Source organism: Enterobacter sp. 118C5 (assembly GCF_034107645.1).
Lineage (GTDB): Bacteria > Pseudomonadota > Gammaproteobacteria > Enterobacterales > Enterobacteriaceae > Enterobacter > Enterobacter nematophilus.
Map to the genome: position 1 here is coordinate 44844 of NZ_JAWNEU010000019.1, position 14895 is coordinate 59738.

A 14895-nucleotide genomic window follows, 5' to 3' on the forward strand; every position below is an offset into this window, starting at 1 on the left:
GGAAGTAACTATGAATAAAGTACTTATCGCATCGCTGTTCTCTTTAAGCGCATTCTCCGGACATGCTGCGGACATGCCGACCGTCAGCGCGCTGGCGACGGGCAAAACTACCGCCGCCGCGTTTAAAGAGATGGTGGGCAAAACTACCCTGCCGCAGTGGGTAGTAAAAGGCGGCGTGGATTCACAGGGACAAAACGTTACTATCGATGGCGTGACGTACCAGCTGCAAACCGCCTGTAAACCGCACGACTGCGGCGCAGAGAAAATTGCCGTTCTCTACTCACCCAAAACGCATAAAATGGCGGGCGTGCTGGCCACCAGCAACGAAAGCGAAAATAAGCAGACCTTACAGTGGATGAATATCAGCGATGAGCTGTCTATCGACGGTAAAACAGTGCTGTTTGCTGCCCTGACGGGTAGCGCGGATAATCATCCGGGCAAATTTAATTTCAAATAAAAAAAGCGTCGCAGTAGCGACGCCTTTTTATCGGCTCTGGCACCCGGTGATAAAATCTTTAATTAACGACACCGACCACCTCATTTCCCGTAAAATCACCTGAACGGTCGAAATTATAACTCATGGTTAAAATCCCAATCGTTTCACAGTCTTGGCACACTTTTACCGGATAGGCGTAAAATAGCTGCTGTCCATGATAGTTCACGGATTTATCGACTAAAAAACCCGGTCCGACCGGAAAGGCATGAGGCTGTTTTTGTAAAAATCGCCGCCACTGGCCATTCCCCTCAATATCCTGAAGCGCGTCCTGCGTATCCACCGGCGCACCTTCTGACGGCACCAGGATATCCTCCTGGGTATTTTTCTCCCTAAACGGGTAGGTGACGGTCGCAATGGCAATATTGTGAATGCGCGTGTAGCCAGACACATAGCCGTAATCTTCTTTGGCAGACACATACATCGCCGCCTCCACCGCTTTCGGCGAGCCGGAGTTCTGGATGGTATTGATCAGGCATTCGCCGTGGCGCTTCTCGTAAAAACAGTGGCTCACGTCACCGCGCCAGACGGAGTCTACCGTGATAAACGGCGTGGTTTTGTGATCCACTATTTTCTGTATTTTGCGCAGGGCGCTTGTAGCCGGCGCGTCATCGCAGCCCGATAAAATAACGGGCAGCAGCATTGCTGAAAATAAACGTTTCTTTATCATAATGACATATTGTCTTAACGCTTTGCAGGAAATTCAGTCTATATAAATACAGGCTAACTGTAAGCTATGAGGATTCTGATTTTAAATTCCATCACTAACCCTACAAGCCCACAACACGTATAATGATCGCCATAATGTTATCCAGCCTGATAGTGTCCTGAATTATAATTTCACGCCCTCATATGATTATTCCGATATGGCGACACGATTGCTGGCAAAAATAGCCACGAGAAAAACCATGCCACTGAAAAGAAAATATTATGTCTTATTAACTGCGGGTATTATCACCGTGTTTATGTTAATCACAGGGAGCATCTCAATCTGGTATCAAACCTACCGCTCCTACCAGGCGGATGCCCAGAACAATGCAAAACAAATCACTCGCCATATTGATGCCATGCTCATCCAGGCCGAGCAGACGGCTATCCGCAGCCAGTCGTTTTTAGACAAAAAATGCACCGCCGAAACCGGCTGGCAGCTGGCGCACCTCAACGCCTTCTTCCCCTATATTCGTTCCATCAATCTGGCAGAGGGGAGCACGATCTGGTGCTCCTCTTTACTGATCAGTAAAACCCTGCAGCTGGAAGTTGACCTTTTTGAAGGAGGCGAGCTGGCGCTGCATCCCGGCACCGTGGTCACGCCGGGCATTCCCGCCTTTTCGTTGCGTAAGCAGTTCCCGGAAGGGGATGTCGTGGTGACTATTCACGGCAACTTTTTGCGTGACGCTCTGCAGCAGATCGGCGCGCTGAACGACGCCTATTTTCAGTCGGGCAAAATGCTGATGACCAAATCCGGCAAAGTCGTTCCTGCCCCGCCGGGCGAGCAGGAAGGATACAAAATTTACCGCTCCGGCAATTTTCCCTACGTCGTGGCCTACAGCTACGGTACGCCGACCTTTTCGATGGTCTGGCAGCGGGGCAAGTACCTGTTTATTCTCAACGTTATTTTGTCGGCGCTGGCCGGATGGCTGTATCACCTGTGGATGTCGAAACAGCAATCGCCGTTTCATATGCTGGAAAACGCCATTCAGCGCGGGCAGATCGTTCCCTACTATCAGCCGCTGGTGAACGTGGATGAGCGCAATATTGTCGGATTTGAGGTGCTGGCCCGCTGGATCCACCCGGTACACGGGGTCATCCCGCCCGACGCCTTTATTCCGCTGGCCGAACAGAGCGGGCTGATTGTCCCGATGACGTCGCTGCTAATGGAGAAAGTCGCCAGCGATTTACAGTATCTGCAGGCCAGGCTGCCGAATAAAATTCATGTGAGCTTCAACCTCAGCAAGCAGCATTTTGAATCCCTGACCTTCATTGAAGACTGTAAAAAACTGTTCGATACGGTGGGCAAAGACCGCATTAATATCATTGCGGAAATTACGGAGCGCGATGACATCGGCAACACCAGCCGTCTGGAAGAGGTGCTGGCAACCTTACGCAAAATGGGCGTGGCGATTGCGCTGGACGATTTCGGCACCGGTAATTCCAACCTGGCCTACCTGGGCTCCATTCATCCCGACCACATCAAAATCGACAAACAGTTTATTAGCCAGATAGGTAAACACGACGAGGATAATGTCCTGCTGGACTGTGTGATTGATATCGCCAGAAAGCTTAGGATGAATATTATTGCGGAAGGGGTAGAACACGAATATCAGTCCGACTACCTTGCCGGCAAAGGGATCAGCAGTATGCAGGGCTATTTGTTCTCAAAACCGCTGTCGCTGAAGGACATGATTGCGCACATGATGCTGGAGAGACAGGGACATCACCAGCAGATTTATCTACCCTAGCGGCGGGGTTAGTTATCCAGAATTTCTCCGCAGTTCATGACCGGCGAGTAAAAATTCGAGACCAGCATCAGACCCGGCTCAAGCATATTGACGATCAGCTCCATCTCTTTGCCAGTGTCCTTTTTATTTATCGGCCAGGAGATATATTGATTTTTCTCTGAGTCGGGGGGATAGAATTCAACCCCGGTGAACTTAAGATTGACCAGTCCCTTTTTCCTGTCGGCAAGCTCATAGTTAAACTTCACGCTGCGGAACATATGAAAGAGATGTTTCTCATCTAGGTAAACGTCACCCGCCACGTTTAACGTGCCGGTGTAATCTCTTTTGAGCTGCAAAGACATTTCGCCGGTGAGCTTATCCGAGTCCCTTCTCAGGGAATCGTAGGTAATATCCAGACGGGTACCACACACCATGCTGTAGCCATTATGGTGCGAATGCCAGAGCAGCGTGCTAACACTGGCGGCGGCCAGTAATGCAGACCCGCCAAGAATTCCCCATGCGTGGATCCTTTTCATCGCGTTATCCTTCCCCGTTATGGGTGTAGAGATTAATACATTCTACCGAACCCTCTTTCTGACAAAGAGAGAAAAATACCCGTTGGGCATGTTTCGAAGCGAAATGCTGATCGAGACTCAGGCGGATCTCTTTATCCGCGCTGCAGGAGAGATTCAGCTTTTGTAATAAGAAGCGAACCATATCAAGATGTTCAGGAATTAAGTTTTGTTCGACACGGTTAAAAGAGAAAACCTTACAGCCGTTAACGGTGCCCAGCGGATATTCTTTTTTCACCGGCGGCAAAGTATCCCGGCTCACCGCCACGGCGGTAAAGACAGCAAAACAGACCGATAGCGCCAGAGCGCCCGCAGCCAACCAGCCTAGCCAGGATTTGCGTTCTGCGGTAACCTCTTTTCCCCGCACGGCGATATCGGCAATAAATTTGAAGCCGACTTTCGGCACGGTAACGATGATATTATCCGGCAGGCCCATCAGCGCAAACTCTTTACGCAACAGGCTTATATGCTGGTTGAGGTTGGCATTGGAGGATCGCATTCCGAAGTCATCCCAGACTTTCTCGAAAAGCTCTTCTCGTTCGATGGTCTGGCCATTCTTTTCAATAAAGAGCTTAAGAAGACGCGTCATCGCCTGGGCGAGAAACACCTCTCCATCCCCATCGGCCAAACTCAACCGGCCGCGCTGGATATCGAATACAACCATATCGTTGATAACGTATTCCATTTAACCTCTTACTTAGCTGAATAGCCCCAACAGGATATGAGCACACCGAAAGTAAAGTGAGATTTTAGCATAAAAACCTCAATCCTCATAAAAAACGGCTCAAAAAAAGCATATTAGCGATATCAGTAAACATATATTACAACAACCAGCCATTTCTGATTACTTTATTAACCTGAGGGGCATGTGACCTTAGTAAAATTAACATGCCACTCTAAACCAGAAGGCAATCAATTATAATGTGGTGGATTATGTTTAAGATTGACGTTTTTTCTCCCGACTATTTTCACAATGAGATGCTGTACCGCAGCATTAATCATTTAATATCATCTCAGAAAAACAGCCTCCCGGAATCTTGTTCAACCGTTTTTCTGCTTCCTGACGATAGCCAGTGCCTCGCGCTCTCTTTTTTGCCCGAACTTTTGCTCGCGGACAATGCCCTTGTTCTGTGCACCGACAGGATTTACCGAATTCTCACGGGATTATTATACGGAAAAATCATCTTTTACCCCGAACTTGCCATTAGCCAAAAGATATTTATTAACGCGCTAATAAATAAGCTCATTAGCGAAATGTATGCTAACGCTACTCGAAACATTGCACATTATGCAAATAAAATTTCACCATCCCAATTGTCATTTCGTGCGCAAACTCACCACCTTAACCGTCTGCTCCAGCAATTAGCCGTTGCAGAGCGGGTTGTGGGTTTTAAAAAAAAGGACGAACAGACCGTTTCGCACGTATTTGGATTCTCTTCGAAAGCGTCTCAGAGATAAAAATGATTTCCCGATACCTCACCACTGTATACAGACACATATGAAGTTTCTTAATTAACCCTTTGCCGATTTTATGTTTAAGCATTGTTTATATAATAAGCCGCAATATCGTTCCTGCTCTGACAAGGAGCGTTAAGACATATATATCATTGACGTAATATTCGTTTTCAATCTTTGAGGTAGTGGTAGACAGGACTACTACCTCCTTTTTTATTCCAGCATAAACAGCCATTTTCAGCCGCACAGGAGAACCCTGGCGAAGTTAAAAAGTAAGGGAGAAGATCAATGCCATATAGCGCTTCATTTATTCTTAGCGTGATGTACGCCATGGGATTGGGTGTGTTTCTCTCGCTTATCGGCGGGCTGGCTCTGTTTATCTTCTCTCTTAAAAAATAAGGGGCTATCGATGGCAATCGAGACCGGTGCGGTTTACCAGACAAAACAACACAGTGCGGCATTAACCCGCATTCGCATCCTGTGCGTGGCGGTTAGCATATTACTGATCGTCTGCTCTGTCGCGGAGGCCTGGTACATGCTGGAATCCTGGTTCAGCGGCGAAGCGTTCCAGGACATTTACGAGAACTACGCCCGGTTTTATCCGGCGATCGCACACGCGTCGGTGGGCGGCTGGGGCATTTATATTCTGACGATGGCCGTCGATCTGTGTGGCTTTATCCCCTATTACCTTGCCCTCGTGCTGATAGCCCTGCTCTTTTATAAGCTGCGCGACGGCTATATTCTGGATGATTCCCTCATCCGCCTGCTTAAAGCATCCAGCCTGCTTTTGATCGTCGACGCCGGCTTCCCTGCGATCCGGGACACGCTGCAGGTGTTTATCTTTACCGCCAGCAGCAGTCACCCTGTTTTGGTTCTGACCCTGGGGCTGAGCTCAGGGGGGATTCGCCTGTTTATCATCGCGATGGGGTTGTACGCCATCGCTTTGATTTTAAGGCAGTTTAAAACATCGTTGTAATACGCGAAGCCCTGCTCAGGAAAGAGCATCCCCACGTAGGGCTTCTCGCGACACGCCGCCGCCAGGTGCTTTCGCAGACGCGTTCCGCTCCGCCAGCAACCGACAAACCTCCGCATGCTTCTCCTCGGTAAAGGTAAAGCGCGACATAAAGCCCATTCTGATCAGCGACCCTATCGCCGGCAGCAGGCAAATCCCGAAGAACAGCCCCGACAGCACGCCGTCGCTCTGAATTTGCGCCTGCGGCACGTAGCCAATCATCGTCAGAAACACGCCGATGAGCCCGCCGCCCACCGCCACCGACATCTTGCCGGTAAAGGTCTGCCCGGAGAAGGTGATCGCCGCGCAGCGCTTGTGGGTGTGGTACTCCGCGTACTCGATGGTGTCGGCAATCATCGACGAGGTGAGGATGTTGGTCATCATCACGAACAGCGTGCTCAGGCCGAGCAAAATAAACAGCATCGTCACCTGCTGATACCCGACGAACCACATCGCCACGCGCACCGCCACGTCCAGCCCGCAGAGGATCATAAACAGCTTTCTCTTTTGCATCCGGCGCGTCAGCATCGGGGCGACCAGGCACAGCACCGCCGCCACTATTCCCATCACGCCAATCGCCATCTGCAGGCTGCCGTCGCCCAGGTTGTTGATAAAGAAGTAGATATACAGCCCTCCCGCCACGTTGTGGAACACGCAGAAGAAGAACGACAGCAGGACGATAAACAGCGGCTTATTCTGGCGCAGGTTGTGGAAGGTGTCGCGGATGGTCACCTTCTCCGGGCTCGGCGGCACGCGCTCTTTGATCTGCATAAAGCCGTTGAGCATCAGCGGCAGGCCCACCAGCATCATCACCAGCGCCGCCATAAAGTAGCCTTTATCGTTGCTGTACTGGGCGAAGAACGCCGCCAGCTTCGGGAAGAAGATGTTGGCGCAGGCGATCCCCGCGTTCACCCCGAGCATCGCCGCCGTCACCGCGCGGGTGCGCTGGCCGGAGTCGTTGGTCATCACCGACGACATCGACCAGAACGGGATATCGGAGATGGCGTACAGCGTCCCCCACAGGATGTAGGTCACCCCGGCGTAGAGGATTTTGGTGGTCATGTCCGCTTCAATTTTATAAAACGACAGCAGCGTGACGCCGGTGATCAGCAGCGGGGCGATCAGCAAAAAGTGGCGAAACTTGCCGAACCGGCTGTTAATGGTGTCCATAATGCTGGCAAACAGCGGATCGTGAACCGCGTCCCACGCGCGGGCAATCAGGAAGATGGTGCTCGCCGCCAGCGCCGAGATCCCCAGCACGTCGGTGTAAAAATAGTTAATAAACGAACCCACTAAACCAAAGCTAAAACACTGACCTAAACCATAGCCAAAATAAGACCACAACTCGCGAGACGGTATTTTCATTGTCGTTGCCATTGTTATATGCCTGCCTGGTTGCCCGGCGGTGGACCGCCGGGTCGATATTATTAGCCCTGCACCTGCGGGGCGATCTTGCGCAGCTGCTGCATTAATGCGATTTCACGGCGCGAGAACGGAATGCCGTTCTCCTCAAACACGTCGTGAAACCAGAGGCGGCAGTAGTCCGTGGACTCCTTCATCACCACCGGCCACGGCAGCCACGTCTGGGTTTTGCCGCGCACCAGCCCCCACTGGTACGGCGCGACCTTCGCCGCGTACATCAGCGGAAGCTGCTCTTCGATGGTGCTGCCCACGTGGCGCGCCAGCCATTCGGTGCAGAACAGCGGCCGGCCGAGCTTTTGCAGCTGCTGGATCATCGCCGTCATCCGCCCGGTGTGGGTGTAAGCGTGGAAGCTCACCACGTCCGAGAGCGCCAGCGCGGTCTGGTCCAGCGGGTGCTGGAAGAACATCTCGCCCTCCTCTTCCGGCGGGACGCGCCACGCGCAGACGGTGAGCGGCTGGGTCGGATCTTCTTCACGAACCCACTGGAACGCGAGCTTCATCAGCGCGTGGGCGCAGGTCTCCAGCTTCGGGTCGTACTGCACCTCCTGCGTGCCCGTCGCGAAAATGCCGCGGTTGCCCGGCTCGTTGTACAGATCCCACAGCAGCACGCGCTTATCGTCGCGGAACTGGCGGACAACGTCGCGGATGTAGCGCTCAATCTGCGGCCAGCAGTCCGGATCGCACACCTTATCGCGACCGGGGCTCGCCGCCGCCTGGCTGTTGTGCTTGCCCGGCACGGGCGGCTTTTGCGGACCAAGGTACGGCTCGTCGCCGGAGAAGCCGCAGTCGTCCATCAGGGTCAGCATGGTGCTGAACCCGTGGCGGTCGGCAATCGTCAAAAAGCGGTCGATACGCGCCATCAGCCCGTCGCGGTCGTGCTCCCAGACGATAAACGGCAGGTTGATGCGCAGGGTGTTGTAGCCCGCGTCCGCCGCCCAGCCCAGCTCGCGCTCGATGGTTTCTGCATCGAACGTTTCCTCCTGCCAGATATCCGTCCAGTTCACCGCCGTCGACGGCAGATAGTTAAACCCGCACAGCCAGCCTTTTTGCTCATACCACGCCTGTGCCTGCTCCCTGCTCCACTGCTCTTTCATTACGCGTCCTCTTACTGATAATATTTAGCTAATAAATATTAGTTGCGGGATAAATGCGCAAATCACGGCGTTCCGAAAAGCGACGGCTCTCACAAAGTTCGCGCTTCGATGAATGAGAAACGTGATCGACGGCGCTAAAGCGTGCGGTTAGGGTATGATGCGAAGTCGCGAAAGGGAGAGGACGGATGAAGCGAAAAACGAAGGTAACGATGAACGATATTGCGCGGGCGGCGGGCGTGTCGCAGGCGACGGTATCGCTGGTGCTTAACCAGTCCCGCAACATCAAGCTCAGCGACGACACCCGCCAGCGTGTGATTAACGTGGCCACCGAGCTCGGCTACGACCGCCTCCCCGCCGTTCACGCCCCGCGCAACCAGGAAGAGATCGCCCTGCTGGTGAGCTCCATGCAGAGCTTCGACCCGTTTATCGACGCCATCAGCCAGGCGCGGGAAGCGGCGTGGCGCAACGAGACCCTGCTCACCGTCTACGACTACGGCGACGACATCGAGCTGGCGCTGAACATCATCCGCCAGCTGGAGAAGCGCAACTGCATCGGGATTATTCTCGCCTCTCCGGTCACTACGCTGGTGGACATGACGGCGTTCCAGGATTGCACCCGCATCCCGCTGGTGCTGCTCAACCAGCGCGACCCCGGCTCGCCGCTGCTGCCGTCGTTTATCCCGGACGACTACGCCAACGCTTTCCAGGTGACTAAACACCTCATCGCCTGCGGGGCCACGCGCATCGCCCACATCACCGGGGAGAGCTGGATGGAGGCCTCGCGCCAGCGTCTGGCGGGCTACCAGGCGGCATTACAGCAAGCCGGACTGGCGTGCGACGACAGTCTCGTGCGCCAGACCAACTGGCAGTTCAGCGAGTCCTTTACCGCCACCACCTCTCTGCTGGAACTGGCCGAGCGCCCGGACGCTATCTTCTGCGCCAGCGACTGGCTGGCGATTGGCTGCTATCAGGCGCTGGCGGTGAACGGCGTGCGCATCCCGCAGGACATGCTGCTGGCGGGCTACGACGACCAGAAGATTTCCGAGCAGCTCACCCCGCCGCTGACCAGTATCCAGCTGCCCTACAGCGAGCTGGGAAGGCTGGCGGTGGAGTACCTGTGCAATCAGGAAGATGCCGCCACGCACGTAACGCTGGCGGGCAGGCTGAAGGTGCGCGCCTCAAGCCTCGTCTGAGGTAAACACCATGCCCGCATAGGGCTTCTCGCGACACGCCGCCAGCCGCGCGGCGAGGCTGCCCACGTGTAGCTCCAGCTTGTGCCCGTCCGGGTCGAGAAAATAGAACGACGCCCCCTCGCTTTTGTTCTGCTTCCAGACGGTGACGCCCGCCTGCTCCAGCCTTTGCGATAACGGTTCAAAATCCGCCTCCGCCACGGTAAACGCGTAGTGGGTGTAGTCGCTCTCCTGCGGCGGCACGACCTGGCGCGCCTCGTCGTACGACAGGCAGACCCACAGATCGCCGCAGGTAAGATAGGCCCCGGTATTCCAGCGGGCGTGCAGCGCTAGCCCCAGCAGCTCGTGCCAGAAGGTGACGCTTTTTTGCAGGTCGCTGACCGCAAGGGTCAGGTGGTTGAGAGATTGCAGCATGACGTGCCCTTTTGTTTTTCGCGCCGGACGTGGTACGGTAAAGAGATGAACATAAACCACGCCGTGCTCACCGTAAACCGCTGGTGGCTGCCTTCTTAAAGGCGGCACGGAGTAGTTTTTCCCATTTTCAGATAGCCGCCGAAAGGCGGCTTTCACACATCTAAGACCCCTTTCGGCATTACAACGTTAAGGAGTCTTTATGAACGCACCCACCATCCTCACCGGCGACCGCCCAACCGGCCCGCTGCACCTCGGCCATTTCGTCGGATCGCTACGCCAGCGCGTGGCGCTTCAGCAGACGCACAGCCAGTTTGTGCTGATTGCCGACCTGCAGGGGCTGACCGACAACGGCAGCAACCCGCAAAAAATCCGCGACAACATCCCCGAGGTGCTGGCCGACTACCTCGCTGCCGGCATCGACCCGAACCTGACCACGATCTGCCTGCAATCCGCCCTGCCCGCCCTCGCCGAACTGACGATGCTGTATATGAACATCGTCACCGTCGCCCGCGTGGAGCGTAACCCGACGGTGAAAAACGAGATTGCCCAGAAAGGCTTTGCCCGCTCGCTGCCGGTCGGGTTTATGGCCTACCCCATCAGCCAGGCGGCGGACATCACCGCGTTTAAGGCCGAGTGCGTACCCGTCGGCGACGACCAGCTGCCGATGATTGAGCAGACCAACGAGATTGTGCACAAGATGAACAGCCTGCTGCCCGCCCCGGTGCTGCGCCACTGCAAGGCGATGCTGAGCGACACCAGCCGCCTGCCCGGCATCGACGGCAGCGCCAAGATGTCGAAATCGCTGGGCAACACGCTGCACCTTTCGGCCAGCGAAGAGACCATTTACCGTGCGGTGAGTGCCATGTACACCGACCCGAACCACCTGAAGGTGAGCGACCCGGGGCAGATTGAGGGGAACGTGGTGTTTACGTACCTCGATGCGTTTCATCCGGACAAGCAGAAAGTGGCGGCGATGAAGGCGCACTATCAGGCGGGCGGGCTTGGGGACCGGGCGTGTAAGAACGAGCTGGAGGGGTGTTTGCAGGAGCTGATTGCGCCGATGCGGGAACGGAGGGCAATGTATATGCAGGACAAGGGGGAGCTGATGGCGATGCTGAAGCGCGGGACCGAACGGGCGCAGGGGGTGACGCAGGCGACGTTGAGGGAGGTGAAGGTGGGGCTGGGGGTGCCGGTGTTTAGTTAAAGTAGATTTAGCGGTGGAGTGCGTGGGATTGGCACAAAGCCGCAAATCGATCATTACGAAAATAAGCAAGGCGCAATAAATTCTTAAATGCATTATTAGCCATAGTTGTTTGTCATTCTGTTAAGAGCGCTATATTCATAGACTCTTTTTATTTTAAACGTCGCGACAACTGTCATGAATAAGTTTATTATTTCCATGCTGAATACGTTACTTTGTGTTTTTGTGATTGTGTTATGCCTCATATGCGTGGGCGTCACTGATAACTGGAAAGAATGCACTATAGCTATAATCATTACTTTAGGATGCGCACATTTCATGGCCGTTTTACTGAATCGTGTATTGCCTCATAAGTTATCTATCTTAGAAGGAATACTGGAATTATTGGGAGGACCACTATTAGTTATAGGCGCAATTGTATGCCTCGATGTATTCGAACCCTGGCCGCTAAAAATCATTGGGATGTTTGCGTGGGTTGTTTTGGTTTTCTTTGGACCATCAATTATAAGTCCCAGGCGTTAACCCGGTCTGTTAATAAATATCTACGTCATTTCTTCATCCTAGGAATTCAACATAATGTACCCCACTCTTTCGCAGGTCATTGAGGTTGTACGTCAGTCATCTGGACATCATCGCAAGCGCATTGATGAGAATACCCTTATCGAAGCCGATCTTGATATCTGCGGTATGGATGGCGATGCCCTGATAGAAGACTGCGAGGAAGCGTTTGGCGTTACGCTCGTCACTGAAGAAGATGGTTATGAGAAAACTTTTTCTCTCGCTGCAAATGAATTCCTCTTTAGTACCGAAGGCATAGATTACTTCGGTATCTGCCGTTTGATTCGCAGGATACGTGGCATACCTGAACCTGTGATACGCGATTTAACCGTTGGCGAACTCCATGCTGTACTGGTTAAGGCTGTCAGAGAACAAAGACATGATGTTTGAGTTATTTTTAGCGTAGTGCGGGCATGTCCTCACATGCCCGTGCAGACTGGCTTGAAGTTTAAACAGCCTTCCCACTGCCACGCTTAATCACCGGCATATCACCCGTATCATTTAGCGCTCCCGGAAACGTCTTCAACCACTGCGCGACTTTCTTTTTATTTATATTTACCACGCTCATACCTTCCAGGCATCCCCATAATTCTCTTGTATGCTGCGGCGTAATCACAATGCAGTCTTTCATGGCGCGGATTTTCACGGGCATACCGTTGATAAAGCCAGCCCGGCTTAACCATTCGCCGCCCAGAAGAAGATATTTCATGTCTATACGCGCATACAGTTCGCAGCAGGCGGCACTGTCCTGTGGCGTTTCCGCGCGGGGATGGACGGGCGCCGCGTTGGGCGGGTTGCCGTGAAGTCGGCGGGCGCTGTTTTTGCGTACCAGCTCGCGGTTTTCAATCATGCCGGTGAAAGCGTCTGATTCTGTTTTGCAAACGGTAAACTCTGGCTTAAAATTCGTCGCAGCCATTTTCAACTCCTGATTAGTTGTTTGTGGTTAGCGGTATGAGGGTGTTGCAGCACCTTCATATCGCGAAATCCTCGTTAAATATTCTTTGATACTTCCTTTGCCATTCGGCGTAATTTCTGGTGCTCATTATACAGGGCTGAATATAAATACAGCGGTTTTGGGTGGGGTAAATTTGGAATTTGCGAGGGGGATTCAGGAAATAGAGTTTTAATTCGAGAAATGACAACGCTTCGGCTGGAAATCACTTCAACTCACCTCCTCCAGATATCTGTTCGTTCGCAAACCTGGCGCTAATGCCGCATCGGTTGCCTCCACCCCTTTCTCACATATCTCTCAAAAATTCATCAAACCGATAGATTAACGATTTACATCACCCTGATTTTATTATGTGATCCTGTTACAGGCTTTAGTAACGCCCTGCCCAGCCAACCGTAACAGGACTTCATCGATGGAATTTTATCAGGCCGATCCGACGCTTGAGAACTACTGGCGTGGTGTGATCCTCTTTGGAAGGAACGTCGCATCTTACAAATTTGCGCTGGCGTCAGCGTTGTATGAAGTGGATAAGGCGGGCAGCGATTTGATTACGCTCGACCAGCTTGCCGTACCGTTCAGCCACTATCTTTGCGAGCATCTGAAGCATGCGCCAAAACAGATCACCTCCCGCAGCAGCCAATTTCTGGAAACCTGTCTGAAGTTCAACCGAGGTGAAATCACCCACGCCCAGCTCATTGAAGCGACGGTGCGCCTGGGCTTTAACAACGTGATTGATGCCTTTCACTACGTGAACCAGGGTGAGATCGATAAACGTTTTTTCCTTGATGAGCGCAAAACCCACAACGGGATCCGCCTGACGGATAACTTCTATTCACTGGGCGAACGCCTGCAGTATAAAAACCTCGCCTTTGAAACCAATGCCCGCTGGAACCTGGTGGAACAGGCCTGGTCGATGGGGATATCGCGTAACCTTGTGGGCGTAGAGTTCGACGAAGATAATCAGCTGTTGTTCACGAAGGTGAACGCGCGGCGCGTAGACATCACCAGCTGTCGCGACAGCCTGAATGGTTACCAGAAAGGACGGTGTTTTTACTGCTTCAAACCCATCAGCCTGGTACCGGGAGATGCAGAGCTGGCGGACGTCGACCACTTTATTCCCTGGGCTGCCCGCCATGAAGTGAGCAACATTAACGGCGTATGGAACTTAGTGCTGGCCTGTCGGTGCTGTAACCGTGGCGTTGAAGGCAAGTCTGCACGCATTCCCGAGCTCAGGCTCCTGCAGCGGTTACACACCCGCAATGAGTATTTTATTCAGAGCAAACTGCCGTTACATGAGACGATTGTTCTACAGACAGGGCAACGTCCTGAAGCACGGAAAAGCTTTCTTCAGCGCAACTGGCAGGCCGCGCTGGAAAAACTTATCCATACCTGGAAACCCAACGCGGAAGGCGAGGCAACGTTTTAATGACACTTCACTACTACCAGAACCACGCACAGGATTTCTTCGATGGCACGGTCAATGTCGATATGACCCCGCTATACGAGGCCTTTACTCAACATCTGACGCACGGAGCCCGGGTTGTGGATGCGGGCTGCGGTTCAGGCCGGGACGCAAAAGCCTTTCATGAGATGGGTTATGTGGTGGATGCTTTTGATGCCTCTTCCGCGATGGTGGAGCTGGCAAGGCAACATACCGGGCTACCCGTGCAGCTGATGACGTTTTCAGAGATCGACGGTAAAGCGCAGTACGATGGGATCTGGTGCTGTGCCTCTTTGCTGCATGTCCCCTCTTCTGAGTTGCCTGAAGTGATGCAGAAGCTTGCGGATGCGCTTAAGCCTGGCGGCGTCTGGTACGTGTCGTTTAAGTATGGCAACGGTGAGCGGGTGCAGGGTGAAAGACGGTTTACGGACCAGGATGAAGAGGGGTTGCAGGCGTTGGTGAAGGCGGTTCCGAGCGTCGTGATCAATATGCTATGGATTACAAAGGATAATCGTCCAGGAAGGAATGAGGTTTGGCTGAATGGGACATTAAGAAAAGAACCCATTAATTTGTAAGTTTAAGCTAGCAGACTATTGGATCCTGTCATTAATTATCTGTAGCTGGCCCATAGATTAAAGGCGATCGCTCAATCA

16 protein-coding genes are annotated in these 14895 nt (G+C 53.1%); 9 read left to right on the forward strand and 7 right to left on the reverse strand.

Annotation, left to right across the window (positions count from 1 at the left end):
- The first annotated feature begins 10 nt into the window (after positions 1 to 10).
- Positions 11 to 457: an Ivy family C-type lysozyme inhibitor gene (gene ivy, locus UTO39_RS20885; protein ID WP_320727984.1), complete on the forward strand. Its 447-nt coding sequence runs from the start codon at positions 11 to 13 to the stop codon at positions 455 to 457.
- Between the two features lie 58 nt (positions 458 to 515).
- Here the strand turns inward: ivy and UTO39_RS20890 are convergent, their stop codons facing one another.
- The gene (locus UTO39_RS20890; RefSeq protein WP_320727985.1) at positions 516 to 1163 is read right to left on the reverse strand and encodes a hypothetical protein; all 648 of its coding nucleotides are present in this window, start codon (positions 1161 to 1163) and stop codon (positions 516 to 518) included.
- A gap of 295 nt (positions 1164 to 1458) precedes the next feature.
- Between UTO39_RS20890 and UTO39_RS20895 the strand changes: the two genes are divergently transcribed.
- Positions 1459 to 2952 (forward strand): EAL domain-containing protein, encoded by a 1494-nt coding sequence (locus UTO39_RS20895; RefSeq protein ID WP_320728004.1) that lies wholly within the window; start codon positions 1459 to 1461, stop codon positions 2950 to 2952.
- Positions 2953 to 2960: 8 nt separating this feature from the next.
- Here the strand turns inward: UTO39_RS20895 and UTO39_RS20900 are convergent, their stop codons facing one another.
- Together UTO39_RS20900 and UTO39_RS20905 are read right to left on the reverse strand one after the other, a co-directional pair.
- A complete protein-coding gene (locus UTO39_RS20900; protein ID WP_320727986.1) occupies positions 2961 to 3467 on the reverse strand; it encodes a hypothetical protein in 507 nt (168 codons plus the stop codon).
- Between the two features lie 4 nt (positions 3468 to 3471).
- Complete coding sequence (locus UTO39_RS20905; protein WP_320727987.1) at positions 3472 to 4188, reverse strand: winged helix-turn-helix domain-containing protein; 717 nt, start codon at positions 4186 to 4188, stop codon at positions 3472 to 3474.
- 248 nt (positions 4189 to 4436) lie between these two features.
- Here UTO39_RS20905 and UTO39_RS20910 point away from each other — a divergent pair, with 248 nt between their 5' ends.
- Both UTO39_RS20910 and UTO39_RS20915 read left to right on the forward strand, forming a co-directional pair.
- Complete coding sequence (locus UTO39_RS20910; RefSeq protein WP_320727988.1) at positions 4437 to 4961, forward strand: hypothetical protein; 525 nt, start codon at positions 4437 to 4439, stop codon at positions 4959 to 4961.
- Positions 4962 to 5367: 406 nt separating this feature from the next.
- Positions 5368 to 5934: a hypothetical protein gene (locus UTO39_RS20915; RefSeq protein ID WP_320727989.1), complete on the forward strand. Its 567-nt coding sequence runs from the start codon at positions 5368 to 5370 to the stop codon at positions 5932 to 5934.
- A gap of 15 nt (positions 5935 to 5949) precedes the next feature.
- On the opposite strand, the gene UTO39_RS20920 is transcribed toward UTO39_RS20915, so the two are convergent.
- Together UTO39_RS20920 and UTO39_RS20925 are read right to left on the reverse strand one after the other, a co-directional pair.
- Positions 5950 to 7347: an MFS transporter gene (locus UTO39_RS20920; protein WP_320727990.1), complete on the reverse strand. Its 1398-nt coding sequence runs from the start codon at positions 7345 to 7347 to the stop codon at positions 5950 to 5952.
- Between the two features lie 50 nt (positions 7348 to 7397).
- Complete coding sequence (locus UTO39_RS20925) at positions 7398 to 8486, reverse strand: cellulase family glycosylhydrolase (RefSeq protein ID WP_320727991.1); 1089 nt, start codon at positions 8484 to 8486, stop codon at positions 7398 to 7400.
- Between the two features lie 185 nt (positions 8487 to 8671).
- Between UTO39_RS20925 and UTO39_RS20930 the strand changes: the two genes are divergently transcribed.
- On the forward strand, positions 8672 to 9679 hold the full coding sequence (locus UTO39_RS20930) for a LacI family DNA-binding transcriptional regulator (protein WP_045292240.1): 1008 nt from the start codon (positions 8672 to 8674) through the stop codon (positions 9677 to 9679).
- Here the strand turns inward: UTO39_RS20930 and fosA are convergent.
- Positions 9665 to 10090, reverse strand: coding sequence for a FosA/FosA2 family fosfomycin resistance glutathione transferase (gene fosA, locus UTO39_RS20935; RefSeq protein ID WP_320727992.1), 426 nt, complete (start codon positions 10088 to 10090; stop codon positions 9665 to 9667). The two genes, UTO39_RS20930 and fosA, sit on opposite strands and share 15 nt — an antisense overlap.
- A gap of 199 nt (positions 10091 to 10289) precedes the next feature.
- Between fosA and trpS the strand changes: the two genes are divergently transcribed.
- Both trpS and UTO39_RS20945 read left to right on the forward strand, forming a co-directional pair.
- Positions 10290 to 11294, forward strand: a complete 1005-nt coding sequence (trpS, locus tag UTO39_RS20940; RefSeq protein WP_320727993.1) for a tryptophan--tRNA ligase — start codon at positions 10290 to 10292, stop codon at positions 11292 to 11294.
- A 573-nt stretch (positions 11295 to 11867) separates the two neighbouring features.
- Positions 11868 to 12239, forward strand: coding sequence for a hypothetical protein (locus UTO39_RS20945; RefSeq protein ID WP_320727994.1), 372 nt, complete (start codon positions 11868 to 11870; stop codon positions 12237 to 12239).
- Between the two features lie 58 nt (positions 12240 to 12297).
- Here the strand turns inward: UTO39_RS20945 and UTO39_RS20950 are convergent, their stop codons facing one another.
- Entirely contained in the window at positions 12298 to 12765 is a 468-nt protein-coding gene (locus UTO39_RS20950) for a SymE family type I addiction module toxin (protein ID WP_320728005.1), read from the reverse strand.
- Between the two features lie 448 nt (positions 12766 to 13213).
- On the opposite strand from UTO39_RS20950, the gene UTO39_RS20955 reads away from it, so the two are divergent.
- Together UTO39_RS20955 and UTO39_RS20960 are read left to right on the forward strand one after the other, a co-directional pair.
- A complete protein-coding gene (locus UTO39_RS20955; RefSeq protein WP_320727995.1) occupies positions 13214 to 14227 on the forward strand; it encodes an HNH endonuclease domain-containing protein in 1014 nt (337 codons plus the stop codon).
- The gene (locus tag UTO39_RS20960; protein WP_320727996.1) at positions 14227 to 14817 is read left to right on the forward strand and encodes a class I SAM-dependent methyltransferase; all 591 of its coding nucleotides are present in this window, start codon (positions 14227 to 14229) and stop codon (positions 14815 to 14817) included. Before UTO39_RS20955 ends, UTO39_RS20960 begins: the two co-directional genes overlap by 1 nt.
- The last annotated feature ends 78 nt before the right edge of the window (positions 14818 to 14895 follow it).

Bases quoted from the DNA above. Each gene is read 5' to 3' on its own strand.
- ivy (WP_320727984.1), top strand. From the start codon at position 11: ATGAATAAAGTACTTATCGCATCGCTGTTCTCTTTAAGCGCATTCTCC.
- UTO39_RS20950 (WP_320728005.1), bottom strand. From the start codon at position 12,765: ATGGCTGCGACGAATTTTAAGCCAGAGTTTACCGTTTGCAAAACAGAA.
- UTO39_RS20945 (WP_320727994.1), top strand. From the start codon at position 11,868: ATGTACCCCACTCTTTCGCAGGTCATTGAGGTTGTACGTCAGTCATCT.
- UTO39_RS20905 (WP_320727987.1), bottom strand. From the start codon at position 4,188: ATGGAATACGTTATCAACGATATGGTTGTATTCGATATCCAGCGCGGC.
- UTO39_RS20910 (WP_320727988.1), top strand. From the start codon at position 4,437: ATGTTTAAGATTGACGTTTTTTCTCCCGACTATTTTCACAATGAGATG.
- UTO39_RS20920 (WP_320727990.1), bottom strand. From the start codon at position 7,347: ATGGCAACGACAATGAAAATACCGTCTCGCGAGTTGTGGTCTTATTTT.
- UTO39_RS20895 (WP_320728004.1), top strand. From the start codon at position 1,459: ATGTTAATCACAGGGAGCATCTCAATCTGGTATCAAACCTACCGCTCC.
- UTO39_RS20915 (WP_320727989.1), top strand. From the start codon at position 5,368: ATGGCAATCGAGACCGGTGCGGTTTACCAGACAAAACAACACAGTGCG.
- UTO39_RS20955 (WP_320727995.1), top strand. From the start codon at position 13,214: ATGGAATTTTATCAGGCCGATCCGACGCTTGAGAACTACTGGCGTGGT.
- fosA (WP_320727992.1), bottom strand. From the start codon at position 10,090: ATGCTGCAATCTCTCAACCACCTGACCCTTGCGGTCAGCGACCTGCAA.
- trpS (WP_320727993.1), top strand. From the start codon at position 10,290: ATGAACGCACCCACCATCCTCACCGGCGACCGCCCAACCGGCCCGCTG.
- UTO39_RS20900 (WP_320727986.1), bottom strand. From the start codon at position 3,467: ATGAAAAGGATCCACGCATGGGGAATTCTTGGCGGGTCTGCATTACTG.
- UTO39_RS20925 (WP_320727991.1), bottom strand. From the start codon at position 8,486: ATGAAAGAGCAGTGGAGCAGGGAGCAGGCACAGGCGTGGTATGAGCAA.
- UTO39_RS20930 (WP_045292240.1), top strand. From the start codon at position 8,672: ATGAAGCGAAAAACGAAGGTAACGATGAACGATATTGCGCGGGCGGCG.
- UTO39_RS20960 (WP_320727996.1), top strand. From the start codon at position 14,227: ATGACACTTCACTACTACCAGAACCACGCACAGGATTTCTTCGATGGC.
- UTO39_RS20890 (WP_320727985.1), bottom strand. From the start codon at position 1,163: ATGATAAAGAAACGTTTATTTTCAGCAATGCTGCTGCCCGTTATTTTA.